At 72.0% G+C, this 21,890-nt stretch carries 20 protein-coding genes; 6 read left to right on the forward strand and 14 right to left on the reverse strand.

Annotation, left to right across the window (positions count from 1 at the left end; genetic code table 11):
- Nucleotides 1-50: 50 nt before the first annotated feature.
- The gene (locus tag ACFTZL_RS12010; RefSeq protein WP_382580672.1) at nt 51-458 is read right to left on the reverse strand and encodes a YciI family protein; all 408 of its coding nucleotides are present in this window, start codon (nt 456-458) and stop codon (nt 51-53) included.
- A gap of 142 nt (nt 459-600) precedes the next feature.
- The gene (locus ACFTZL_RS12015) at nt 601-1,908 is read right to left on the reverse strand and encodes an MFS transporter (protein ID WP_382580674.1); all 1,308 of its coding nucleotides are present in this window, start codon (nt 1,906-1,908) and stop codon (nt 601-603) included.
- A 72-nt stretch (nt 1,909-1,980) separates the two neighbouring features.
- Here ACFTZL_RS12015 and ACFTZL_RS12020 point away from each other — a divergent pair, with 72 nt between their 5' ends.
- Nucleotides 1,981-3,045, forward strand: a complete 1,065-nt coding sequence (locus tag ACFTZL_RS12020) for a GlxA family transcriptional regulator (protein WP_382580676.1) — start codon at nt 1,981-1,983, stop codon at nt 3,043-3,045.
- Here ACFTZL_RS12020 and ACFTZL_RS12025 read toward each other — a convergent pair.
- The 3 genes from ACFTZL_RS12025 to ACFTZL_RS12035 all read right to left on the reverse strand — a co-directional run bounded on the left by ACFTZL_RS12025 (nt 3,035) and on the right by ACFTZL_RS12035 (nt 6,261).
- Nucleotides 3,035-4,084 (reverse strand): alcohol dehydrogenase catalytic domain-containing protein, encoded by a 1,050-nt coding sequence (locus ACFTZL_RS12025; protein ID WP_382580678.1) that lies wholly within the window; start codon nt 4,082-4,084, stop codon nt 3,035-3,037. The two genes, ACFTZL_RS12020 and ACFTZL_RS12025, sit on opposite strands and share 11 nt — an antisense overlap.
- Nucleotides 4,084-5,232: an acyl-CoA dehydrogenase family protein gene (locus ACFTZL_RS12030; RefSeq protein WP_382580710.1), complete on the reverse strand. Its 1,149-nt coding sequence runs from the start codon at nt 5,230-5,232 to the stop codon at nt 4,084-4,086. Before ACFTZL_RS12030 ends, ACFTZL_RS12025 begins: the two co-directional genes overlap by 1 nt.
- A 117-nt stretch (nt 5,233-5,349) precedes the next feature.
- Entirely contained in the window at nt 5,350-6,261 is a 912-nt protein-coding gene (locus ACFTZL_RS12035) for an SDR family NAD(P)-dependent oxidoreductase (protein WP_382580680.1), read from the reverse strand.
- Between the two features lie 104 nt (nt 6,262-6,365).
- Between ACFTZL_RS12035 and ACFTZL_RS12040 the strand changes: the two genes are divergently transcribed.
- Nucleotides 6,366-7,292: a cyclase family protein gene (locus ACFTZL_RS12040; RefSeq protein WP_382580682.1), complete on the forward strand. Its 927-nt coding sequence runs from the start codon at nt 6,366-6,368 to the stop codon at nt 7,290-7,292.
- A gap of 496 nt (nt 7,293-7,788) precedes the next feature.
- Here ACFTZL_RS12040 and ACFTZL_RS12045 read toward each other — a convergent pair whose 3' ends face one another.
- The 4 genes from ACFTZL_RS12045 to ACFTZL_RS12060 all read right to left on the reverse strand — a co-directional run bounded on the left by ACFTZL_RS12045 (nt 7,789) and on the right by ACFTZL_RS12060 (nt 11,988).
- Nucleotides 7,789-8,268: an ATP-binding protein gene (locus ACFTZL_RS12045; protein WP_382580684.1), complete on the reverse strand. Its 480-nt coding sequence runs from the start codon at nt 8,266-8,268 to the stop codon at nt 7,789-7,791.
- 509 nt (nt 8,269-8,777) lie between these two features.
- Nucleotides 8,778-9,656 carry an acyl-CoA dehydrogenase family protein gene (locus tag ACFTZL_RS12050; protein WP_382580686.1) on the reverse strand — a complete coding sequence of 293 codons (879 nt, stop codon included), beginning with the start codon at nt 9,654-9,656 and terminating at the stop codon, nt 8,778-8,780.
- Between the two features lie 2 nt (nt 9,657-9,658).
- Entirely contained in the window at nt 9,659-10,792 is a 1,134-nt protein-coding gene (locus ACFTZL_RS12055) for an acyl-CoA dehydrogenase (protein ID WP_382580687.1), read from the reverse strand.
- Nucleotides 10,792-11,988 carry an amidohydrolase family protein gene (locus ACFTZL_RS12060; RefSeq protein ID WP_382580689.1) on the reverse strand — a complete coding sequence of 399 codons (1,197 nt, stop codon included), beginning with the start codon at nt 11,986-11,988 and terminating at the stop codon, nt 10,792-10,794. The genes ACFTZL_RS12055 and ACFTZL_RS12060 overlap by 1 nt, the downstream gene beginning before the upstream one ends.
- 91 nt (nt 11,989-12,079) lie before the next feature.
- On the opposite strand from ACFTZL_RS12060, the gene ACFTZL_RS12065 reads away from it, so the two are divergent.
- Nucleotides 12,080-13,582: a class I adenylate-forming enzyme family protein gene (locus tag ACFTZL_RS12065; RefSeq protein WP_382580691.1), complete on the forward strand. Its 1,503-nt coding sequence runs from the start codon at nt 12,080-12,082 to the stop codon at nt 13,580-13,582.
- A gap of 77 nt (nt 13,583-13,659) precedes the next feature.
- On the opposite strand, the gene ACFTZL_RS12070 is transcribed toward ACFTZL_RS12065, so the two are convergent.
- Nucleotides 13,660-14,172: an EF-hand domain-containing protein gene (locus ACFTZL_RS12070; RefSeq protein ID WP_382580693.1), complete on the reverse strand. Its 513-nt coding sequence runs from the start codon at nt 14,170-14,172 to the stop codon at nt 13,660-13,662.
- A gap of 168 nt (nt 14,173-14,340) precedes the next feature.
- The gene (locus tag ACFTZL_RS12075) at nt 14,341-14,721 is read right to left on the reverse strand and encodes an STAS domain-containing protein (protein WP_189727000.1); all 381 of its coding nucleotides are present in this window, start codon (nt 14,719-14,721) and stop codon (nt 14,341-14,343) included.
- A gap of 327 nt (nt 14,722-15,048) precedes the next feature.
- On the opposite strand from ACFTZL_RS12075, the gene ACFTZL_RS12080 reads away from it, so the two are divergent.
- Together ACFTZL_RS12080 and ACFTZL_RS12085 are read left to right on the forward strand one after the other, a co-directional pair.
- Nucleotides 15,049-15,630 carry a sigma-70 family RNA polymerase sigma factor gene (locus ACFTZL_RS12080; protein WP_382580695.1) on the forward strand — a complete coding sequence of 194 codons (582 nt, stop codon included), beginning with the start codon at nt 15,049-15,051 and terminating at the stop codon, nt 15,628-15,630.
- Nucleotides 15,631-15,641: 11 nt separating this feature from the next.
- Nucleotides 15,642-16,916, forward strand: coding sequence for a maleylpyruvate isomerase N-terminal domain-containing protein (locus ACFTZL_RS12085; RefSeq protein WP_382580712.1), 1,275 nt, complete (start codon nt 15,642-15,644; stop codon nt 16,914-16,916).
- A 121-nt stretch (nt 16,917-17,037) separates the two neighbouring features.
- Here the strand turns inward: ACFTZL_RS12085 and purU are convergent, their stop codons facing one another.
- Nucleotides 17,038-17,919, reverse strand: a complete 882-nt coding sequence (gene purU / locus ACFTZL_RS12090) for a formyltetrahydrofolate deformylase (RefSeq protein WP_382580696.1) — start codon at nt 17,917-17,919, stop codon at nt 17,038-17,040.
- Nucleotides 17,920-17,965: 46 nt separating this feature from the next.
- The gene (locus ACFTZL_RS12095) at nt 17,966-18,466 is read right to left on the reverse strand and encodes a hypothetical protein (protein WP_382580697.1); all 501 of its coding nucleotides are present in this window, start codon (nt 18,464-18,466) and stop codon (nt 17,966-17,968) included.
- 117 nt (nt 18,467-18,583) lie between these two features.
- On the opposite strand from ACFTZL_RS12095, the gene ACFTZL_RS12100 reads away from it, so the two are divergent.
- Entirely contained in the window at nt 18,584-19,894 is a 1,311-nt protein-coding gene (locus tag ACFTZL_RS12100) for an ABC transporter substrate-binding protein (protein WP_382580699.1), read from the forward strand.
- 37 nt (nt 19,895-19,931) lie between these two features.
- Here the strand turns inward: ACFTZL_RS12100 and ACFTZL_RS12105 are convergent, their stop codons facing one another.
- Nucleotides 19,932-21,887, reverse strand: a complete 1,956-nt coding sequence (locus ACFTZL_RS12105; RefSeq protein WP_382580701.1) for a hypothetical protein — start codon at nt 21,885-21,887, stop codon at nt 19,932-19,934.
- Nucleotides 21,888-21,890 lie beyond the last annotated feature (3 nt).

Raw genomic sequence — 21,890 nt, forward strand, 5'->3', positions numbered from 1 at the left:
GAGCACGCTCGGCGTGAGGCTCCTGAGCAGGGCCTCGTCCATCGGCGGCGTCACTCCGTGATGGTGGTCTGCACGCCGTAGAACGGGCGGACCTCCAGCCACTCGTGGATCGGCTTGCCGCCCGCCCCGGGGGCCGCGGACAGCTCCCCGGCCAGCTCGACGGCGCGCTCGTAGCTGTCGACGTCGATGATCATCCAGCCGGCGATGAGGTCCTTGGTCTCGGCGAACGGTCCGTCGGTGACCGGCGGGCGCCCCTCACCGTCGTAGCGGACCCACGCTCCCTCGGGGGCGAGCGCCTGACCGTCGACGAACTCGCCGGTCTTCTCCAGGCGGGCCGCGAAGTCGTTCATGTACTGCATGTGTGCCGAGATCTCCTCGGGGCTCCACTGGTCCATCGGGACGTTGTTGACCGGAGCCGGGGCGCCACGGTAGTGCTTCAGCAGCAGGTACTTGGCCATGATGGTTCTCCTCGGTGCTCGTGCGACCCATTGTGGTCGCGTTCACACCGGGGACGGAGCCGGACACGGGTTCTCGACATCGCCGGCCGCATCGCCGGCCGATTTTTTTCGGGCTCTCGTGGATGAGCCGTCACCGCCCGTCTCAGACCGTCGCCGGCACGCCCTCCGCCCGTCGCCGGATCACCAGCGCCATCAGCGCCGCCACCGCGCACAGCGCCCCCGACGCGTACCAGACCACGTCGTACGAGCCGAACGTGTCGCGGGCGACTCCGCCGAGGAAGGCGACCAGGGCGGCGCCCACCTGGTGGGAGGCGAGGACCCAGCCGAAGACGATCGCGCTGTCCTCGCCGTACTGCTCGCGGCACAGGGCGAGGGTGGGCGGGACGGTGGCGACCCAGTCGAGGCCGTAGAAGACGATGAAGAAGATCATCGGCGGGTGGACCGTGGGCGCCAGCAGCAGCGGGAGGAACAGCAGCGACACCCCCCGCAGCGCGTAGTACACCGCGAGCAGCCGGCGCGCGTCGAAGCGGTCCGTGAACCAGCCGGAGGCGATCGTGCCGACGACGTCGAAGATGCCGATGACCGCGAGCAGCGAGGCCGCGGCGGTGATGGGCATGCCGTGGTCGTGAGAGGCGGGCAGGAAGTGGGTCTGGATGAGGCCGTTGGTGGAGGCACCGCAGATCGCGAAGGTGCCGGCGAGCAGCCAGAACGGGCCCGTGCGGGCAGCCGAGAGCAGGACGGTCACGGCGCGGCGCGCGGCGCCGGCCACCGGTGCCGGCTTGGGCACGAACTCGGTCGCGCCGTACGGCTTCTGGCCCACGTCGGCGGGGTGGTCGTGGAGAAGGAGCCAGACGAAGGGCACGACCGCGAGCGCCGCGAGCGCGACCGTCACGGCCGCCGGACGCCACTCGTACCGGTCGATGATCCAGGACAGCAGCGGCAGGAAGATCAGCTGGCCCGAGGCCGACGCGGCGGTGAGGATGCCGCTGACCAGGCCGCGCCGCTCGGTGAACCAGCGGTTGGTGACGGTCGCCGCGAACGCCAGCGCCATGGAGCCGGAGCCGAGGCCGACCAGCAGGCCCCAGCACAGCATGAGCTGCCAGGCCGCCGTCATCCACACCGTCAGTCCCGAACCGAGCGCGATGACCGTCAGGGCGACCGCGACCACCCTGCGGATGCCGAAGCGGTCCATCAGGGCCGCCGCGAACGGGGCCGTCAGACCGTACAGCGCGAGATTGACGGAGACCGCGGCACCGATCGTGCCGCGCGACCAGTCGAACTCGTCGTGCAGCGGGTCGATGAGCAGACCCGGTACGGAACGGAAGGCCGCGGCGCCGATGATCGTCACAAAGGCGACAGCGGCGACGAACCAGGCGCGGTGCACACGCCTGCGGGTCGGCTTCTGCTCGGGCTGGTGGACGGGTGCTGCGGCGTCGGCTGTCTGTGTCACGTCAAAGAGCTTCCGGTGCGCGCCCGGGACGCATCGAGTGGCCCGAAGGACAGCATTCGTTAGGATCGGGCCATGGCAGCGAGCGCAGCACACCCGGGATTCCGCCCCCACCGCGTCGTCGTCCTCGCCCTCGACGGCCTGCTCCCCTTCGAACTGGGCATCCCGCACCGCATCTTCGGCCGCCCCAAGGACGCCCGGGGCCGGCACCTGTACGAGGTCGTGACCTGCTCGATCCGCCCGCCCGGCCCGGTCGTGACGGACGCCGACTTCGACATCCACGTCGCCCACGGCCCGGAGGCCCTGGCCACCGCCGACACGGTCATCGTCCCGGCGTCGTACGAACTCGGCCCGGTCTACGAGGAAGGCGTGCTGACCGTTGAACTCGCCGCCGCCCTCGCCCACCTCCGGCCCGGCACCCGGCTGGCGTCCATCTGCACCGGCGTGTACGTCCTCGCCGCCGCCGGCCTGCTCGACGGCCGCCCCGCCACCACCCACTGGGCCGACTCCGCACGCCTCCAGCGGCTCTTCCCGCAGGTCGAGGTCGACCCGGACGTGCTGTTCATCGACGACGGCGACGTGCTGACCTCCGCGGGCGTCGCGGCCGGCCTCGACCTGTGCCTGCACATGGTGCGCCGCGACCACGGCGCCGCCGTCGCCAACGAAGTGGCCCGCCGTACGGTCGTACCGCCCCACCGCGACGGCGGGCAGGCGCAGTACATCGAGCGGCCTGTGCCCGATCCGCAGCAGGCGTCCACCACCGCCGCCCGCGCCTGGGCCCTGGGCCGCCTCCACGAGCCGATCCAACTGCGCGACATGGCCGCCCAGGAGTCCATGTCGGTCCGCACCTTCACCCGCCGCTTCCGCGAGGAGACCGGCGTCAGCCCGGGCCAGTGGCTCACCCAGCAGCGTGTGGAACGGGCCCGGCATCTGCTGGAGTCCACCGGCCGCTCCGTCGACCAGGTGGCCCACGACGCCGGCTTCGGCACGGCCCAGTCGATGCGCCAGCACCTCCAGACGGCACTCGGCGTCACACCCACCGCCTACCGGCGGACCTTCCGGGCCGGGGAAGGCAAGACACCTGAAGTCCCTCAGGGCGCAAAGGAAGTCCCGCAGGGCACGAAGACCCTCAGAACGTGAGCACCCCCCGCGCCACCCGCCCCGCCTCCGCGTCCGCCGCCGCCTTCTCGAACTCCTCGACCGGATAGGTCCGGGTGACGAGTTCGTCGAGCAGCAGCCGGCCCTCGCGGTGCAGGTCGGCGTACAGGGCGATGTCCCGCTGAGGGCGGGAGGAGCCGTAGCGGCAGCCCAGGATGGACTTGTCGAGGTACATCGACGAGACGCGGAAGGACGCCTCGGCGGTGGCCGGGGGCACGCCCAGGAGGATCGCCTGGCCGTGCCGGTCCAGCGCGTCGATCGCCTGGCGGATCAGCTCCACACGGCCGACGCACTCGAAGGCGTGGTCCGCGCCGGTGGGCAGGACGCTCCGTACGCCCTCGGTCGAGGTGAGGAAGTCCGTGGCCCCGAAACGCCGCGCCACCTCCTCCTTCGCCGGGTTGGCGTCGACGGCCACGATCCGCAGGGCGCCCGCGAGCCGTGCCCCCTGCAACACGTTCAGCCCGATACCGCCCGTCCCGATCACCAGCACACGGTCGCCCCGGTCCACCCGCGCCCGGTTCAGTACCGCGCCCACCCCGGTCAGCACCCCGCACCCGATGAGCGCCGCCGACGCCATGGGGATGTCCTCGGGGATGCGGACGGCCTGGACGGCCTTCACCACCGTGCGCTCCGCGAAGGCCGAGTTCGCCGCGAACTGATACACCGGCAGGCCTTCGTGGCTGAACGGCCGGCCAGGGCGCCCGATCGCCCCCCGGCACATCGTCGGCCGCCCCCGGTCGCACTCCGCGCACGTCCCGCAGTTGGCCAGCGTGGACAGCGCGACATGGTCACCGGGCGCCACATGGGTGACGCCCACACCCACCGCCTCCACGACCCCGGCCCCCTCATGGCCCAGCACCACAGGAACCGGGAAGGGTATGGTCCCGTCCACCACGGACAGGTCGCTGTGGCACAGCCCGGCCGCCCGGATCGCGACCCGCACCTCACCCGGCCCGGGCTCGCGCACCTCCAGGTCCGTCACGACCCGGACCTGCTTCCCGTCGAAGATCACGCCTCGCATCACACGGCTCCCTTGGGCTCCCTGGGCAGGCCGAGCACGCGCTCGGCGATGATCGTGCGCTGGATCTGGTCCGAGCCGCCGTAGATGGTGTCGGCCCGGGAGAACAGGAACAGGTGCTGTGCCGCGTCCAGTTCATAGGGCGAGGAGGCCGACCAGTCCGCCGGACCGACGCTCGCCGCCGCCCCTCGTACCAGCACCGCCAGCTCCCCCAGCCGCTGATGCCAGCCGGCCCACAGCAGCTTCGCCACACTCGGCGCCCCCGCGTCGCCCGAACCGCCCAGCGTGCGCAGGGCGTTCCAGCGCATGGTGCGCAGTTCGGCCCACTGCCGTACGAGCCGTTCCCGTACGACGGGATCCCGCGCCGCCCCCGACTCGACGGCCGCCCGCACGACGTCCTTGAGCTCCTGGGCGAACCCGATCTGCTGGGCCAGCGTCGACACCCCCCGCTCGAATCCGAGCAGGCTCATGGCGACGCGCCAGCCGTCGCCCTCGCCCCCGACGACCTGTTCCGCGTGTGCGCCGTCGAAGTAGACCTCGTTGAAGTCGCTGGTGCCGGTCAGTTGCCGGATGGGACGGACCTCGATACGGCCCGGCTGGTCCATGGGGACGAGGAGAAAGGTCAGCCCGTGGTGCCTCCGCGACCCGGCCTCGGTACGGGCGAGCACGAAACACCAGTCGGCCTCGTGCGCGAGCGACGTCCAGATCTTCTGCCCCGTGACGCGATACCCACGGCCACCCTCCTCGCGTACGGCGGTGGTACGGACCCCGGCCAGGTCCGAACCGGCACCGGGTTCGCTGTAGCCCTGGCACCAGAGTTCGTCACCGGCGGCGATCGGGGGCAGATAGCGGGCCTTCTGCTCCTCGGTGCCGTGGGCTATGAGCGTGGGCGCGAGCAGGTTCTCCCCGATGTGCCCGGAGCGCGCAGGCGCCCCCGACCGCGCGTACTCCTCGGCCCAGACGACCTGTTGGGTAAGACCGGCCCTCCGATTCCCATACCCGTCCACACCCCACCCGAGCCCGATCCACCCGGCCGCCCCGAGCGTGCGCTCCCACGCGCGCCGTCCGCTCGCGCCCGTGGCGTGCGCCGCGAGCCATTCACGAACCTCGGTACGAAAGTCCTCGTCATCACGCGCGAACCCAAAATCCACAATCGCCGCCTCGGTATCGATCTGCGGTGGAGTAACGCCCTCCTCAAGGGGCGCGGGGAACTGCGCGACCAGCCACAACCCACCCGCAGCCGCCACACCACACGCGCCCCCGCCCCCTCACGCGTTGGGCCGCTCCCCTTCCCGCGCAGCCCCCTCCATCTCCCGCACCCGCTCCAACAAGGGCATCGGATCCACCCCCACCGACCCAGGCAAAAACTCCGCGATCCCCTCCACGGTCCAACCGCCGGAGGCGTACGCCGCACGCAACTCCCTCGGCTGCGCCCACACCGCGATCTTCGCCCCCGCGACCGTGTACACCTGCCCGGTGATCCCCTCCCGGGCCGCCGCGTCGGACAGCAGATACACCACCAGCGCGGCGACATCCTCCGGCTCCCCGATCTCCGCCAGTTCCATCGGCACACCCGCCGACATCCGGGTCCGCGCGACCGGCGCCACCGCGTTCGCGGTCACTCCGTACTTGTGCAGCCCCAGCGCCGCGCTCCGCACCAGCGAGATGATCCCGCCCTTCGCCGCGCTGTAGTTGGCCTGCGACACGGACCCCTGGTGGTTCCCGCTCGTGAACCCGATCAACGTCCCGGCCCGCTGCTTCCGCATCACCGCCGAGGCCGCCCGGAACACCGTGAACGTGCCCTTCAGATGGGTCGCGACGACCGGGTCCCACTCCTCCTCGGTCATGTTGAACAGCATCCGCTCGCGCAGGATCCCGGCCACGCAGACCACCCCGTCGAGCCGCCCGTACGACGACAGCGCCACGTCGACGACCCGCTGTCCGCCCGCCATGGTGGAGATGTCGTCGGCGACCGCCACCGCCTCCCCGCCGGCCGCCTCGATCTCCTTGACCACGGCCTCGGCGATCGCACTGGTCGGCGAGGCGCCGTCGACCGCGACGCCGTAGTCGTTGACGACGACCCTCGCCCCCTCGGACGCCGCCGCGAGCGCGACCGCCCGGCCGATGCCCCGCCCGGCGCCGGTGACGGCGACGACCTTCCCTGCCAAGAAGTTCCCCACGCCCGGCCCCTTCCCGTCCCACGGTTTCTGACGGACCGTTAGATTTCAGGTTCCCGAATTCTACGACCCGTCAGATACGGGAAGACAAGCCCCGGGGAGGACTCATGTCGCTGCCGGACGCGTTCCACGACATCGCCAAGCGCGTGAACAACTGGGGCCGTTGGGGGGCCGACGACGAACTCGGCACGCTGAACCTGATCACCGACGAGGTCGTACGGGAAGCCGCGGCCACCGTCCGCAGCGGCCGCCGCGTCCCTCTCGCGCTGCCCCTCGAGCGGAACGGCGTACAGACGGGGATGATCCCGGGCCGTATCGACCCGCTGCACGTCATGGTGCAGATCAACCAGGAGCTGTTCGGCCCGGGCACGGTCGCGTGCAGCGACGACGCCGTGACCATGGGGCTGCAGGCGGCCACCCACTGGGACGCGCTGCCCCATGTCTCGCACTCGGGCCGGATCTACAACGGCCGCCCGGCCGACTCCATCACGGCGCACGGCGGCGCCGGGTTCAGCGGCATCGACAAGGTCCGGCACCTCGTCTCGCGCGGGGTCCTGCTCGACGTCGCCCGGGCCCGGGGCACGGACCGGCTCGACGGCGGTTACGCCGTCACCCCCGAGGACCTGGACGCCGCCGAGGAACTGGCCGGTACGCGCGTACGGGCCGGCGACATCGTGCTCGTACGGACCGGGCAGATCCAGGCCTGTCTGGCCGGGGACCGGCACGCCTACGCCTACCCGTCACCGGGGCTGTCGATCCGGACGCCGGAGTGGTTCCACGCGCGCGATGTCGCGGCCGTCGCCAACGACACCCTGACCTTCGAGGTGTTCCCGCCCGAGGTGGCGGACCTGTGGCTGCCGGTGCACGCCCTCGACCTCGTGGAGATGGGGATGCCGCAGGGCCAGAACTGGAATCTCGAAAAGTTGTCCACAGCCTGTGGAGAAGCGGGCCGCTACGCCTTCCTGCTGACGGCGACGCCCGAGCCGTTCGCCGGGGCGACCGGGTCTCCGGTGGCGCCGGTCGCCGTCCTCTAGGGCGCCGGCTCCCAGGGCCCGCTGAAGCAGGATGGCGGCGCCGCGCTGCTCGCCCCGAGCACGGCAGCGCGCGCCGCCACCCGACTCCGGCGCTCCCGCCCCGGCTCCCCTGGCCCTGAAGGGAGCCGACGCCGAATCACGACTCACACTCGCCGAGGGCTGCCGTCACCGACGCCCTCGCCGTCCCCTCACGGCGAATCGCTGCCCACCAGCGTGAGCAAACGGTCACGACGCGTCAACACCCGGTTCGGTGATTTGTCGCTTATGCGGTATGTGCCATAGGCGCGCACGGAAGCACATCCCGGCGCATCGCCGCATGCCCAGACAGAACGGGCCGGCCCGCCGTGCACCCATGCCCCGGCCTCGCCGCAAGACCCCGCGGCATGTGCCGCCGTCCACCACGCCTCGCATCCCACGTGCCCGGCGGGCACGGACCGGCAAGCACGGGCAGGCACGGGCAAGCCGAAGGGACGGACCCCGGCCCGCCTCGTAAGCCCTAAACCGCCTCGTACGCCAGCCCCTCGAAGGACGTCCCACCGCCGTACGCCGCCGCGCCCCCTCCGCACGACGCCGTGACCTCACCGGACTTCGCGCACCGGTCCAGCTCGCACCAGATGCGCTTGCCGGTGCTCTCGACGCTCCATCCCCAGCGGTCGGCGAGGCCGTCGACGAGGGCGAGGCCCCGGCCGCCGGTCGCGTCGTCGTCAGCGCACCGGGGCACGGGGGCCCGGCCGCTGCGGTCGGCGACCTCGAGACGGACCGTGGACTCGTCCGTCACCGCGTGCGGCAGTGACAGCAGCAGGACCGCGGGACGGCCGGTGTGCACCACGGCGTTGGTGACGAGCTCGGAGACGAGCAGGATGAGCGTCTCGGCGAGCGGTTCGTCGGCCTGTATGCCGGACCCGGCCAGGCGCGAGCGGGCCCACCGCCGGGCACGCCCCACCTCTGCGGGGTCGGGCCGGATCTCCAGCTGCACTTGAAGCACCTGCACCGCTCACACCATCCGAACCGGCGGACACTTAGGCTCGCGCCTCACGAGGGCCACGATCGTAGCCATTTTCTGCATGGCCAGAACAACGGCCGGGACAAGGATCACGGAACGTGAATCCCTTGTGGGACAGCATGGTTGACGTACAGTCACCCCAACAAGCGCTTCGGGCATATTCCAGCGCGAAGGAGTACCCCTGCGGGATACTGTGCGACGCTCGCCGCGGGGAGTCGAACAGGCGGCGACGCGAGGCCACACTGCCGGGCAAGCAGCGGCGCGCATCGTCGGATCCGCAGTCGCCCCGGGGGCGACTGCGGCGCGGCGCGTGTTCAGGACCACTCGCATCTCACACAAGGTACCGGAGCGGACAGCCGACTCCGGGCTGTTACGAGTCACGCATCGGATACGACCCGGTATCAACTCTCCGTAATTCCGGCATGCCACAATCCGCGACATCCCTCCGGGCATCGTCGGCAATGTCGCAGCCAGAGGGCCTGTCAGGCCGTTCCGGCCGCCAGATCGGCCGCGAGGATTTCCTCACTCTCCGTGACTCCTCCCGCACGTTGGGTTCGAACCCATGCGCGTTTCAGCTGCAGATGGACCTCGGACTCCCAGGTGAAGCCCATGCCGCCGTGCACCTGGAGACAGTCGCGGGCGCCGCGTACGGCGGCGTCGTCGGCGAGCAGACGGGCTGCGGCGATGTCGGCCGGGTCGGCGGTGACGGCGGCCGCGTACACCGCGGCGCGGGCCGTCTCCGCCCGGACCAGCATCCCCGCGCACAGGTGCGCCACCGCCTGGAAGGCACCTATGGGCCGTCCGAACTGTTCGCGGGCCCGGGCGTGTTGCGCCGCCAGTTCGCAGACGCGGACCGCCGTGCCGAGCTGCTCGGCGGCGGTGAGGAGGACGGCGACGGGGTCCGGGGCCGCCGCGCCGCCGGGCACGCGGTGCAGGGGCGTCAGCGGGTCGAGGGAGCGCAGCGGCACGGCTCCCGCGGTGTCGCCGCGTACGACGTCGGCCTCCGCCAGCCACTCCGCGAGGCCGCCGTCGACGGCCGTCACGACGGTCTCCCCCGTGGCCGCGCCCGGTACGGCACCGGCCGCGAGGTGGGTGGCGGCCAGCGGCCCGGGCAGCAGCGCCCGCCCCGCCTCCTCGAACACCAACACCGCCTCCGGGAGCCCCAGTCCGACCCCGCCGTCCGCCTCCGGCAGCCGCAACGCGAAGAACCCGGCGTCGCCCAGGGCCCGCCACAGCACCCGGTCCAGTCGCACCGGGCCCCGCACGGCGGCCCGCAGCGCCTCCGCGTCGAAGCGCCGGGCCAGCAGTTGCCGTACCCCGTCGCGCAACGCCCGCTGGTCGTCCGTCAACCGGAAACGCACGGTCACCGTCCCTTCGGCAGGCCGAGGATCCGCTCGGCGACGATGCCGTGCTGGATCTGAGAGGTACCGGCCGCGATGGTGTACGAGAGGGACGAGAGACGGTCGAGGGTCCAGGACCGGTCCAGGTCGAGGCAGTCGGGGCCCAGGACCTCGGCGGCGGCGTCGTAGAGCTCCTGGCGGGCGTGCGAGTACCGCAGCTTGAAGACCGAGCCTCCGGCCCCGGGCACCCCGCCCGAGGCCTCCGCCGCGCTCACGTTCCACTGCGTGAGCCGCCACAGCGCCCGGAACTCGGCGTTGAGCCTGCCCAGCCGGCGCCGCAGCGCCGAGTCGTCCCAGCGGCCGTTCTTGCGGGCCTCGACGGCCAGTTCGGCCAGGACGCGGCGGCAGGCGACGACCTCGCCGGCGAAGGCCGTGCCGCGTTCGAAGGACAGCGTCACCATCGTCACGCGCCAGCCGTCGTTCTCGTCCCCGACCCGGTTCCAGAGCGGCACGCGCACCTCGTCGAGGAACACCTCGGCGAACTCGGCCGACCCGGCCAGCGTGCGCAGCGGCCGTACGGTGATGCCGGGGGCGTCCATGGGCATGGCGAGCCAGGTGATCCCACGGTGCTTGGGCGCCGAGGGGTCCGTGCGGACCAACAGCTCGCACCAGTCGGCGACTTCCGCGTGGGAGGTCCAGATCTTGGAGCCGGTCACCACGTAGTGGTCGCCGTCGCGCCACGCGCGTGTGCGCAGGGCCGCGAGGTCGGAGCCGGCCTCCGGTTCGCTGAAGCCCTGGCACCAGACCTCCTCGCCGCGCAGGATCGGCGGCAGCCAGCGCGCCCGCTGCTCGTCCGTGCCCTCGGCGGCGATGGTCGGCCCGGCGTGCAGCAGCCCCACGAAGTTGGCGCCCACATAGGGCGCGCCGGCCTTCTCGGTCTCCTCCAGGAAGATCAGCCGGGTGGTCGGGGAGGCGTCCCAGTGGACGTCGGCGTATCCGGCGTCGTGGAGCCTGCGCTGCCAGCCGAGGTCGTACGCCCGCCGCCCCGGCCAGTCGTCGGGCGACGGCTTGGGCGGCAGGCCGGGGAGCGCCCGCGCGAGCCACTCCCGCAGCCGGGCCCGGAAGTCCTCCTCCTCGGGCGTGTGCGACAGGTCCATCAGCGGTCGAGGTCCAGGTCGAGCATGCGGATCGCGTTGCCGCGCATCAGCTTGTAGACCGTCTCGTGGTCGAGGCCCTTGACGTGGTCGAGGGCGACTTCCTTGGTGTGCGGGAAGGTCGAGTCGACGTGCGGGTAGTCGGTCTCGAAGGTGGCGTTGTCGCGGCCGACGACGTCGAGCGAGGCCACGCCGTGCTTGTCGCGGAAGAAGCAGCAGAAGATCTGCCGGTAGTAGTACGTGGACGGCGGCTCGGGGACGGTGTCCCGGACGCCGCCCCAGGCGCGGTGCTCCTCCCAGACGTCGTCGGCGCGCTCCAGGGCGTAGGGGACCCAGCCCATCTGGCCTTCGGAGTAGGCGAGTTTGAGGCGCGGGAACCTCACCAGCACCCCGCTGAAGAGGAAGTCCATCATCGAGGCCATCGCGTTGTTGAAGCTGAGCGAGGCCTGGACGGCGGGCGGTGCGTCCGGGGAGGCGGCGGGCATCTGGGACGAGGACCCGATGTGCATGTTGACGACCGTCCCGGTCTCCTGGCAGACCGCGAAGAACGGGTCCCAGTAGCCGGAGTGGATGGACGGCAGCCCGAGGTGCGTGGGGATCTCGGAGAAGGTCACCGCCCGCACCCCGCGCTCGGCGTTGCGCCGGATCTCCGCGACCGCCAGGTCGACGTCCCACAGCGGGATCAGGCAGAGCGGGATGAGCCGCCCGCCGCTGTCCCCGCACCACTCCTGGACCATCCAGTCGTTGTAGGCGCGCACGCAGGCCAGGGCGACCTCCTTGTCGTGCGCCTCGGCGAAGGTCTGGCCGCAGAAGCGGGGGAAGGACGGGAAGCAGAGGGACGCCTCGACATGGTTGAGGTCCATGTCCTCCAGGCGGGCCTTCGGGTCCCAGCAGCCGCGCCGCATCTCCTCCCTGGTGATGCCCTCCAGGGTCATCTCGTCGCGGTCGAAGCCGACGGCGGCGATGTTGCGCTTGTACGGGAACTTCAGGTCCTCGTAGATCCACCAGTCGGTGGGCGGGCCGTCCGGGTCCATCGTGATCCGGTACTTGCCGCCGACGTAGGCGAGTTCACCGATGCCGGCGGTCAGGGGCCTGGGTCCGCGGTCGCGGTACTTGGCCGGCAGCCACGTCTCGAAGAGGTGGGCGGGCTCGATCACGTGGTCGTCGACGCTGATGATGCGGGGCAGTTCGGTCGCCATGGGTCCCCTCCGCCGGACGGTACTTATCTGATACACCGTCAGATAGCATCCCACCTGACGACCCGTCAGCCAAGGAGTCGAGGGGGCAGCCGTGAACGACACCCCGCACGCCCTGAGTTCGTCCCGCACGCTGTGGGAGCTGGTCACCCGCCGCGCCGCGCTCACCCCGGACCGGCCGCTCTTCCTGGAAGGCGACCGCGGGCTCACCTTCGGTGCTCTGCGCACGCGGGCCGAGCGGGTCGCGGCCGGGCTGTACGGCAGGGGCGTGCGCCCCGGCACGGTGGTCGCCTGGCAGTTGCCCACCCGGATCGAGACGGCCCTGCTGTCCTACGCGCTGGCCCGCCTCGGCGCCGTGCAGACCCCGGTCATCCCCTTCTACCGGGACCGCGAGGTGGGCTTCGCGCTGCGTGAGTCGAGGGCGGAGTTCTTCGCGGTGCCGGGTGAGTGGCGCGGGTTCGACCACGCGGAGATGGCCCGGCGGCTGGGCGCGAAGGGCGTCTTCGAGGCGTACGGCGACCTGCCCGACGGGGATCCCTCCGTGCTGCCTCCCCCACCCGCCGACGGCACCACGGTCCGCTGGATCTACTGGACGTCCGGCACGACCTCCGACCCCAAGGGCGTGCTGCACACGGACCGTTCCCTGATCGCGGGCGGCTCCTGCCTCGCGCACGCGCTGCGGCCCTCGGGGGACGACGTGGGGTCGATCGCCTTCCCGTACGCCCATATCGGCGGGCCCGACTACACGGTGATGCTGCTGCTGTACGGCTTCCCGGCGGTGCTGTTCGAGCAGTTCGCGCTGCCGGACGCGCTGGAGTCCTACCGCCGGCACGGGGTGACCATGGCGGGCGGCTCCACGGCGTTCTACTCGATGTTCCTGACGGAGCAGCGGAAGCGGCCGGGGACCCCCGTGGTGCCGACGCTACGGCTCCTGGCGGGCGGCGGGGCGCCGAAGCCGCCGGAGCTCTATCACTCCGTGGTCGGTGAGATGGGCGTGCAGCTCACCCACGGCTACGGCATGACCGAGGTGCCGATGATCACCATGGGTGCGCCGGACGACACCCCGGAGCTGCTGGCGACGACCGAGGGAAGGCCGCCGGAGGGGATGGAGATACGGATCGTGGACGGGGAGGTGCGGTTGCGCGGGGAGGCCGTGTGCCAGGGGTATCTGGACCCCGGGCAGACGGCGGAGGCCTTCGACCCGGACGGCTTCCTGCGCACCGGCGACCTCGGACACGTGACGGAGACCGGTCACCTGGTCCTCACCGGCCGGCTCAAGGACGTGATCATCCGCAAGGGCGAGAACATCTCGGCCCAGGAGATCGAGGACCTCCTGCACCGGCATCCGGCGGTCGGGGACGTAGCGGTGATCGGCCTGCCGGACGCGGCTCGCGGGGAGTTGGTGTGCGCGGTGGTGGAACAGCCGCCGGGGGCGGAGGACTTGACGCTGGAGGCGATGACCACCCACCTGCGCACCGAGGGACTGTCCGTGCACAAGCTGCCGGAACGTCTGGAGCTGGTGGACGCGCTACCGCGGGGCGAGACCTTGCGCAAGGTACTGAAGTACAAGCTGCGCGAGCGCTACTCGGGTGGGTGACGAGGCGGCCGGGCGAGCGACGCTCACCCGGGCCGACTCCGTCACCGGGACCAGTCGCTCCGCCCGGGCCAGTAGCTCTACTCAGGCACCGTGAAATAGCGGGCGAAGGCCGGTACGACCTCCGGCTCGGCGACCTTGCCGTCCTCGTCCGCGTCGAGCGCGCCGGCGGCTGTGCGGGCGACGTCCTCGGGGGCGCCGAGGCACGTGAGGACGCGGGCCACTTCCTCGAGTGTCGCCGCGCCGTCACCGTCGGTGTCGGCGACGTCCAGTGCCGCGTGCAGGAAGGGGCGGGCGATCTCGGCGAACCGGTCCGGGTTGTCGCGCAGGCGCTTGACCGCGCCGTTGACGAACTCCCCGCGCGTGATGCGCTGGTCGCCGTCGCGGTCCGCTATACCCGCCATGCCCTGCCAGAACGCCTCCGCGCCGCCGTACAGCGCCTGTCCCTTGTCGGACCGGGCCGCTACGGCGAACTCCGCGAGCAGCGCCTTGGCCGCCCCGTAGAAGTCCTCGCGGTCGATGTAGCCGTTGCCGTCCTGGTCGAAGATGGCGAACCGGGCGGCGATCCTGCGCTCGTACTCGCTGCTGACCATGTCTCTTTCAGGCCGCCTTACGTCAGGTGGGGTGCGTCTCGCTCGGAGCGTACGACGGAGGGGGCCGTTCGGGCGCGGGAAAACGTCACTTGCGCCAAGACCGGGGGAATTCCGGGACAACAGCGTGTCAGAACGGCAACACTCGCCCTACCGTGCGTCATCGGCCCCTCACGCGGACAGGGGTTCGCCCTCGTCACCCAGGGCCGCGTCCACATCGCCGTACACGTCGAACAGCCTGCGAACGCCCAGCGCACCGAGGACCCGGTTGACATGGGACCCGTCGGCCGCGCCCCGGGCGGGCAGCACCAGCCGCAGCCGGCCCTGGCAGGAGCGGATCAGACGGCGGGCGGCGATGAGCACGCCGACGCCGCTGGAATCGCAGAAGAACACATCGGACAGGTCGAGGACAAGACAGTGGTGCCCCTCGGCCACTACGTCGTGCACACGCTGACGCAGCACCGGCGAGGTCACCAGATCCAGTTCGCCGGACACCTGGAGCACGGCCCATTCGCCCTGCTCGCCGCCGGTCACTTTGAAGGTCACCACCACGCCCTTCGATCGCCAAAACGGAAGCAGTCCCTACGCTTCCTTGCAGCGCGGCTGCCCAGCGGCCGTTCCCTGAAACACAACCCGAAAAACGGATCCCCGTCGAATGAGGCTTGTTTTAGTCGGCTTCGATCCTGTTCGATCCCCTTCAGTCAGGTCTGATCAGAGGGCAGAGGGGTAGACGCCTCTACCACCTGCGGCCGGTCAGGGGGCGCACATTGCCACAAAGGGGCGTGCGCTACCGGACGTGCCGACTACATTCGGGGAGACATCAGGCACAGGCTGGACAGGGCACGGGCGCGGGACACGAGCAGGGGGTGAGGGGGCCGCATGGCGAAAAAGGACGTACCGCCCCGCTGGGACCGCAAGATGCAGCAGCGGCTCGCCCGCGGGGAGGCCGCCGCCCTCGGCGAGCTCTACGACCGGTTCGCCTCCCTCGTGCACGGCCTCGCCCACCGCGTCCTCGGCGACGAACGCGCCGCCGACGGCATCACCCGCGAGGTCTTCGTCCACGTCTGGGAGCATCCGGACGCCTACGACCCCAGACAGGGCCCGCTGCGCACCTGGGTCGCCACGCTGACCCACCGCCTGGCCGTGCAGCGCCTGCGCGCCACCGAGACCGCCGCGCTCGCCCGCGACGGCTCCGGCACCGCGGAGGAGCTGGAGATCAGGGTGCGCCGCGCGTCGGTCGCCGCCCGCGCCGACTACATCGTCCAGTCCATGCCGGTCCCGCTGCGCTCGGCCCTCGAGCGGGCCTACTTCCAGCGCCGCGACTACCGCCAGACCGCCACCGACCTCGACATCACCGAGGACGAGGCCCGCCGCCGGCTGCGCCTGGGCCTCCAGCTCCTGTCCACCGCCCATGAGACCGAGCCACCCGGCACACCGCCCGGACACGGGGGTGCGGTGTGAGCGGGTCGGAGATCCCCTCCGGCCCGGGCGAGCCGGACGGGCCCGAATACGACGACGGACAGGAGCCGGGGAAGCCGCCGCGGATCCCGATGCCCCGGGCCTCCGTCGAGGACAGCGGGCTGCCGCTCCCCGCACTGGAGGACCTCGGTGACACGGCACTCCCTCCCGTACGGCCCGTGCTGGAGCACCCCGTGCTGAAGGCCCTGCTCGGCGCCTGGGCGCTGGCCGCCTGCTCGGCCGAGGAGGCCCTGGCCGTCGAGGAGCACCTCGGCGAGTGCGGGCAGTGCGCCGACGAGGCGCGGCGGCTGCGCGAGGCGGTGGGGCTGCTGCAACGGCCCGAGAGCCTCGACCTGGACCCGTCTCTGCGCACCCGGGTCCTGGAGACCTGCCTGGAGCGGCGCCCACCGCGCATTCCGGTGCCGGACTGGGCCACCGCGTACGACGCCGAGACGGCGCGCCTGGACGCCCTGCTCCAGGACTTCGGCGACGCCGAGTGGCACGCGCCGGTACGGCTGCGCTGGTTCCGGGCCGACGAGTCGACGAGCCGCCGTACGACCGTCGCCGGGGTCATCGCGCATCTGCTCAGCGTCGACGGTCTTGTCGCGCTCGCGCTGGGCCTGGACGACCCGCTGGGCGACGTCACGTCCCGGCACCCGACGCCGGCGGCCCGCACCGAGGCGTACTGGCGTGCCTCCCACTTCCCGCCCACCCGGGCCGTGCGGGCGCCCTGGCGGGAACAGAGCCACAACCTCGTCCGCACGGTGTCCTTCACGGGCGGCGGCGCCGGCAGGATGGCCGTGCCGTACGGCGACTTCGCACTGCCCCTGCACGACGCGATGCTCGACCGGGCCTTCGAGTGCTGGGTGCACGCGGAGGACATCGCGGACGCGGTCGACTACCCCTACGACCCGCCCTCGCCGCGCCATCTGCACCGCATGATCGACCTGGCGGCCCGCATGCTGCCGACGGCCCTGGCGCACCGCCGCCGCGCCGGTCTCGCGGCACCCGCCCACCACCGCCACCTCGTGGCGGCGGGCGAACCGGGCCGCAGCCTCCGCCTGGAGATCGAGGGCCTCGGCGGCGGCGAGTGGCTGATCCCTCTCGACTCCCCCGCGGCCAAGGGCTCCGCGGAACACGAGGTGGCCCACGTAGCCCTGGACGGCGTCGAATTCTGCCGCCTCGCGGCAGGCCACGTCCCCCCACAGGAGGCGGCAGCGGGCCAGGTAGGAGACAGAGAGGCGATCAGAGACGTCCTCTTCGCAGCCGCGTCACTGAGCAGGATGTAGAACCCCACAGCCGGGGCACGCCCTCAGGGGCGCGGGGCTGTGTCGACATGCGGCTCCGCCGCGTGGGCGCGACAAGCCACAAACAACCCGCACCCGCCACCAAACGGGACAACCCAAACCCTCAGGCGAAAATAACCGTCCGCCGCCCATTGGGCAGAATCCGCCGCTCGGCATGCCACTTGACCGCCCGGGCCAACGCCTGACACTCCACGTCACGCCCGATGGCAACAAGCCCCTCCGGCGTCACGTCATGCCCGACCCGCTCGACCTCCTGCTCGATGATCGGCCCCTCATCAAGATCGGCCGTCACATAGTGCGCCGTCGCCCCGATCAGCTTCACACCCCGCGCATGAGCCTGGTGATACGGCTTCGCACCCTTGAAGCTCGGCAGGAACGAGTGGTGGATATTGATGATCCGCCCGGACAGCGCCTTGCACAGATCGTCCGACAGCACCTGCATGTACCGGGCGAGAACGACCAGCTCGACACCCTCCTCACGCACGATGTCGAGCAGCCGCCCCTCCGCCTCGGACTTCGTGTCCCTCGTCACCGGAATGTGGTGGAAGGGGATGTCGTACGAGCCCACCAGCTCGGCGAAGTCCGTGTGGTTCGACACCACCCCGGCGATCTCCACCGGCAGCGCACCGGTCCGCGCCCGGAACAGCAGGTCGTTCAGGCAGTGCCCGAACTTGCTGACCATGAGCAGGATGCGCATCTTCTGGTCGCCCCGGTTGATCTGCCATTCCATCTGGAAGGAGTCACCGATCGCCGCGAAGCTGGCCCGCAGCTTCTCCACGGACACCGGGGCGTCCGCCGAGAAGTGGACGCGCATGAAGAACAGTCCCGTGTCGTGGTCGCCGAACTGCTGGCTGTCCTCGATGTTGCAGCCGGTCATGAACAGATAGCTCGACACGGCGTGCACGATGCCCTTCCTGTCCGGGCAGGAAAGGGTGAGGACGTACTGGTCGGGCGGGGTCGCGGCGGTGGTGGACTGCTCGTTCATGCAGGACAGGTTCCCACAGGCGACCACACCGCCCGCAATCGTCCCGCTAGGCGGACCTGGTCATGATCCGCAGTACCTCCAGGCTGCGCGGCGGCGTGTCCGGCTCGTCGCCGTCGCTCGTGGCGAGGAGCACATGCGCGTCCCGGGCCGCCTGGATCGCCTCGGGCCACGCCTGGTTCTCGAGGTACGCGGCGACCGGGGCGTCCGGCCCGACCTGGTGCATGATCCGCAGCACCCGCAGCACGGCGGTGTCCACGAGGGCCGCCTCCTGCGAGTCACGGAAGATCGTGCCCACGTACTTCTCGGCGGACCAGTGATCCAGCCAGGTGTCCTCGACCAGCCGGTACACCGCGTCGGTCACGTCGCCGTAGCCGTCCACGCCGGCCAGCCAGACGTCCCGCTGGAACCCGGGATCGGAGAGCATGTGCAGCGCCGAGCGCACGTTGCTGCGCCAGCGCCACCACGGCATGTCGTTGGCAGGCATGCCGCCCATGGTGGATGAGCGACGGCCACGACGGGAAGAGTTCTCCGAAGCTTGCACGGTCATCGATCGTACGTTCCCCTCCACATCGGTCACACCGACCCCCGTAATTCACCTGCACGTCACCAACCGTTGACCCCAGATCGCTCTCGGGTTGGCCATGTAACGGAATCGTGCGGGAGCATGACCGGCAGGCGACGCAACCGCAGCACATCCCTCCCCGGCCTCCTCACCCGTCACGCCAGAAAAGGCGTGCTCTGCGCGGGCTCGGCGGCCGCGTGCGCGTCGCTCCTCGCCGGCTGCGGGGTCGTCCCCGGCACCACGGGGGATGCCGGGGACGATCCGATCACCGTCATGACCTGGGCGCCGCAGGACACCAAGGCCACCAACAAGCCCGGCATGCCCGCCTTCGCCCACGCCTACGCCCGCTGGATCAACGCCAAGGGCGGGATCAACGGCCGGAAGCTCAACGTGCTGACCTGCAACGACCACAACGACAGCGTGGCCGCCGCCAAGTGCGCCCGGCGGGCGGCCAAGGAGAACGTCGTCGCGGTCGTAGGATCCTACAGCCAGTACGCCGACTCCTTCTTCCCGTCCCTCGAGGGCGCGGGCATCCCGTACATAGGCGGCTACGGCATCACCAACGCCGAGTTCACCAGCCCCCTGTCCTACCCCGTCAACGGCGGCCAGCCCGCGCTGCTCGCCGGTCTCGGCAGATCCCTCGCCGGCTGCGGGCCGGTCGCCCTGGTGCGGCCCGACACCATCGCGGGCGACCAGCTGCCTCCGCTGCTCGACTCCGGCCTGAAGGCGGGCGGGCACACGGCGGCCCGGGACCAGCGCGCGGCGGAGGACGCCACCGAGTACGACGGCCAGGCCGAGCGGGCGCTGGAGACGACGACCGCCGCCCCCGGGGACGAGGGGTGTGTGGTGCCCGCGCTCGGGGACCGCAACGGCACCTTCATGGACTCCTTCCGGCGGACCCGCGAGGACTACCCCGACGTACGGACGGCCACCGTGCTCGGCAGCGTCGACCAGACGGTGATCGACGCCACCGGCGGGGCCTCGGGACCGTACGAGGGCTCGTACATCACCGGCTGGTACCCCGTGGCGAGCGATGCCCGCTGGAACGGGATGAAGCGGGTGATCAAGGAGGAGGCCTTCGGCGACAACCGCATCGACGCCGCGGACGCCGGAGTGCAGACCACGTGGATCGCCTACACCGTGCTCAAGAAGATCGTCGAGTCGCTCGGCGCCGGCGAGGTGAGCGCCGACACGGTGACGGAGGCCCTCGACAACGGCCTCAGGATCGACACGGGCGGGCTCACGCCGACGCTGCGGTGGCAGTTCCAGGACAAGCTCGCCGCCGTCGGCTTCCCGCGCCTGGTGAATGCGAACGTGACCCTTCAGGTGGTGCGGGAAGGGCGGCTGGTGTCGGCGCGGAAGGGCTTCGTCGACACGACGAGGACGCTGCAGGACGCCGACGTGAACTACTGAGCCCCCGCTCAGCGGTTCACGTCCGGATCAGATCACGTCAGAGCTGCGTCGGCTGACGCTCGGTCAGGCCGTACGTCTTCGCTATGGCGTTCCACAGCCCGGCCGCCTTGGTCTTCTCGGCGCTCGCGACGCCGCTGGCACGGTTGCCGGCCTGGGTCTGGCCCGTGCCACGGGCCTGGCCCTTCTTGCAGCCCTTCTTGCCCGCTGTCTGGTCGGCCCAGGCCGCGTAGTGGTTGTCGGCCGACGCCGAGGCCTGCCACGCCTTGGTGAGGGCGGTGGTCAGCGCGGCGTGGTCGGGAAGCTGGTCGACCGTGATGCCGGAGAGCCGGGTGACCAGCTCGGTGCGCTGCTTGGCCGCGTCGCGCAGGTTCTTGGCCGCCTGGGGCAGGTTGTCGCAGCGCTTGACGTCGGCGACGGAGGTGATCACGGTGGTGCGGCTGTCGCCGCTGTCGGCGAGCAGCTTGTCCAGCTCGACCGCCTGGGCCCGGGCCGGGTCGGCGGAGGGCGAGGCGGAGTCGTCCGTCGCGGGCGCCGAGGCGGCCACGGTCTTGTTGTTGTCGCCGCCGTCGTCGTCACCGCCTCCGCCAGCGGCGAGCAGCGCGCCGGCGCCGACGCCGAGGACGGCGATGCCGATGCCGACGGCCGCGATGACCGGCACCCGCGAGCCGGTGCGGCCGCCACGGCCGCCACGACCGCCGCCGGAGTGGCCGGGCGGGGCGTAGGAGGGCTGGGGGGCGCCGTGCGGGGCGTGCGACTGGGGCTGCGGCTGCTCGAAGCGGGGCATCTGCTGCGTGGCCGCGGCCGGGCTCTCGGCGCCGTGGTCGCTGCGGAAGAGGTTGTCGAACTCGGCGGGCGGCTGCTTGTCCCCGCCGGGCACCGGAGCGATGTACTGCGTCGCCTCGGCATCCGGATGCGAGGCGGGCGGCAACGGCCCGGCCCCGGCCCGGGGTGCGGTCCCCAGGAACGTGGTCGCCTCGGGGTCGTGACCGGTGGGCGTCTCGGGCGGCAGCGCACCCGGGCCCACCGGGGGTATGTACTGCGTCGCCCCCTCGTCGGCGGGCGCGGCGACGGGCGGCAGGTACTGGGTCGCCCCCTCGTCGGCGGGCGCGGGCAGGGGGGCACCTCCGGCGGCGGGGCCGTGCGCGTCAGCGGCCTGCGGCAGGCCGCCCCCGGGAGCGCCGTACCCGTCCGTCGCCGGCGGCAGCGGGGCACCACCGGCAGGGGCGCCGTACGCCCCTGGAGCGGACCCGTACGCATCCGCGCCCGGCGCGGGAGAGCCGTATCCGGCTGTCGCCGGCGGCAGCGAACCGCCCGCGGCGGCGGAGCCGTACACATCGGAGCCCGGCGGCAGGCCGCCCGCGGCAGGAGACCCGTACCCCTCCGTGGCCCCGTACCCGTCCGTGGCCGGCGGCAGCGGGCCTGCCCCGGCAGGGGGGCCGTACGCGTCGGGGCCCGGCGGCAGCGAACCGCCCGCGGCGGAGCCGTACGCGTCGGAGCCCGGCGGCAGGCCGCCCGCGGCAGGAGAGCCGTATCCGTCCGTCGCCTGCGGCAGCGGGCTGCCCGGAGTGCCGTACGGGCCGGGGGCCGGGGGCAGTTGGGAGGCGTCGGCGGGAGGGCCGTAGCCGGCGTACGGGTTCGGGTGCGGGGGCTGGGTGTCCTGGGGGAGCGCGCCCGGCGCGGGGTGCTGCGCCTCCCACGCCGGAGGCTCCGGGGTGGTCCACTGCTGGGACTGCGGGGACTGCCAGCTGTTGTCCTGCGGCGGGGGCGGGGTCTGCTGGTCGGGACCCCACGGCTGGCCCCAGGTCTGGCCCCCGGCGGGGGCGGAGGCCGGGGCCTGGCCGGTCGGGGCCGGGCCGGGCCGGTGGCCGGCCGGGGTGTCACCGGGTCCGCCCGTCATCCCCGGCAGCAGGGGTTCGCCACCGTCGGAGGGCAGCACGATGCCTTCGCGCGCTTGGCGCGCCGAGGGCTCCTCGCCCTGTCCACTCTGCGTCACCGG

It is taken from the genome of Streptomyces sp. NPDC056948 (assembly GCF_042674225.1).
Lineage (GTDB): Bacteria > Actinomycetota > Actinomycetes > Streptomycetales > Streptomycetaceae > Streptomyces > Streptomyces purpurascens.

Excerpts from the sequence above, each read along its gene's own strand:
- ACFTZL_RS12055 (WP_382580687.1), bottom strand. The coding sequence starts at position 10,792 with ATGGACCTGTCGCACACGCCCGAGGAGGAGGACTTCCGGGCCCGGCTG.
- ACFTZL_RS12040 (WP_382580682.1), top strand. The coding sequence starts at position 6,366 with ATGTCGCTGCCGGACGCGTTCCACGACATCGCCAAGCGCGTGAACAAC.
- ACFTZL_RS12060 (WP_382580689.1), bottom strand. The coding sequence starts at position 11,988 with ATGGCGACCGAACTGCCCCGCATCATCAGCGTCGACGACCACGTGATC.
- ACFTZL_RS12070 (WP_382580693.1), bottom strand. The coding sequence starts at position 14,172 with ATGGTCAGCAGCGAGTACGAGCGCAGGATCGCCGCCCGGTTCGCCATC.
- ACFTZL_RS12080 (WP_382580695.1), top strand. The coding sequence starts at position 15,049 with ATGGCGAAAAAGGACGTACCGCCCCGCTGGGACCGCAAGATGCAGCAG.
- ACFTZL_RS12100 (WP_382580699.1), top strand. The coding sequence starts at position 18,584 with ATGACCGGCAGGCGACGCAACCGCAGCACATCCCTCCCCGGCCTCCTC.
- ACFTZL_RS12095 (WP_382580697.1), bottom strand. The coding sequence starts at position 18,466 with ATGACCGTGCAAGCTTCGGAGAACTCTTCCCGTCGTGGCCGTCGCTCA.
- ACFTZL_RS12020 (WP_382580676.1), top strand. The coding sequence starts at position 1,981 with ATGGCAGCGAGCGCAGCACACCCGGGATTCCGCCCCCACCGCGTCGTC.
- ACFTZL_RS12025 (WP_382580678.1), bottom strand. The coding sequence starts at position 4,084 with ATGCGAGGCGTGATCTTCGACGGGAAGCAGGTCCGGGTCGTGACGGAC.
- purU (WP_382580696.1), bottom strand. The coding sequence starts at position 17,919 with ATGAACGAGCAGTCCACCACCGCCGCGACCCCGCCCGACCAGTACGTC.
- ACFTZL_RS12010 (WP_382580672.1), bottom strand. The coding sequence starts at position 458 with ATGGCCAAGTACCTGCTGCTGAAGCACTACCGTGGCGCCCCGGCTCCG.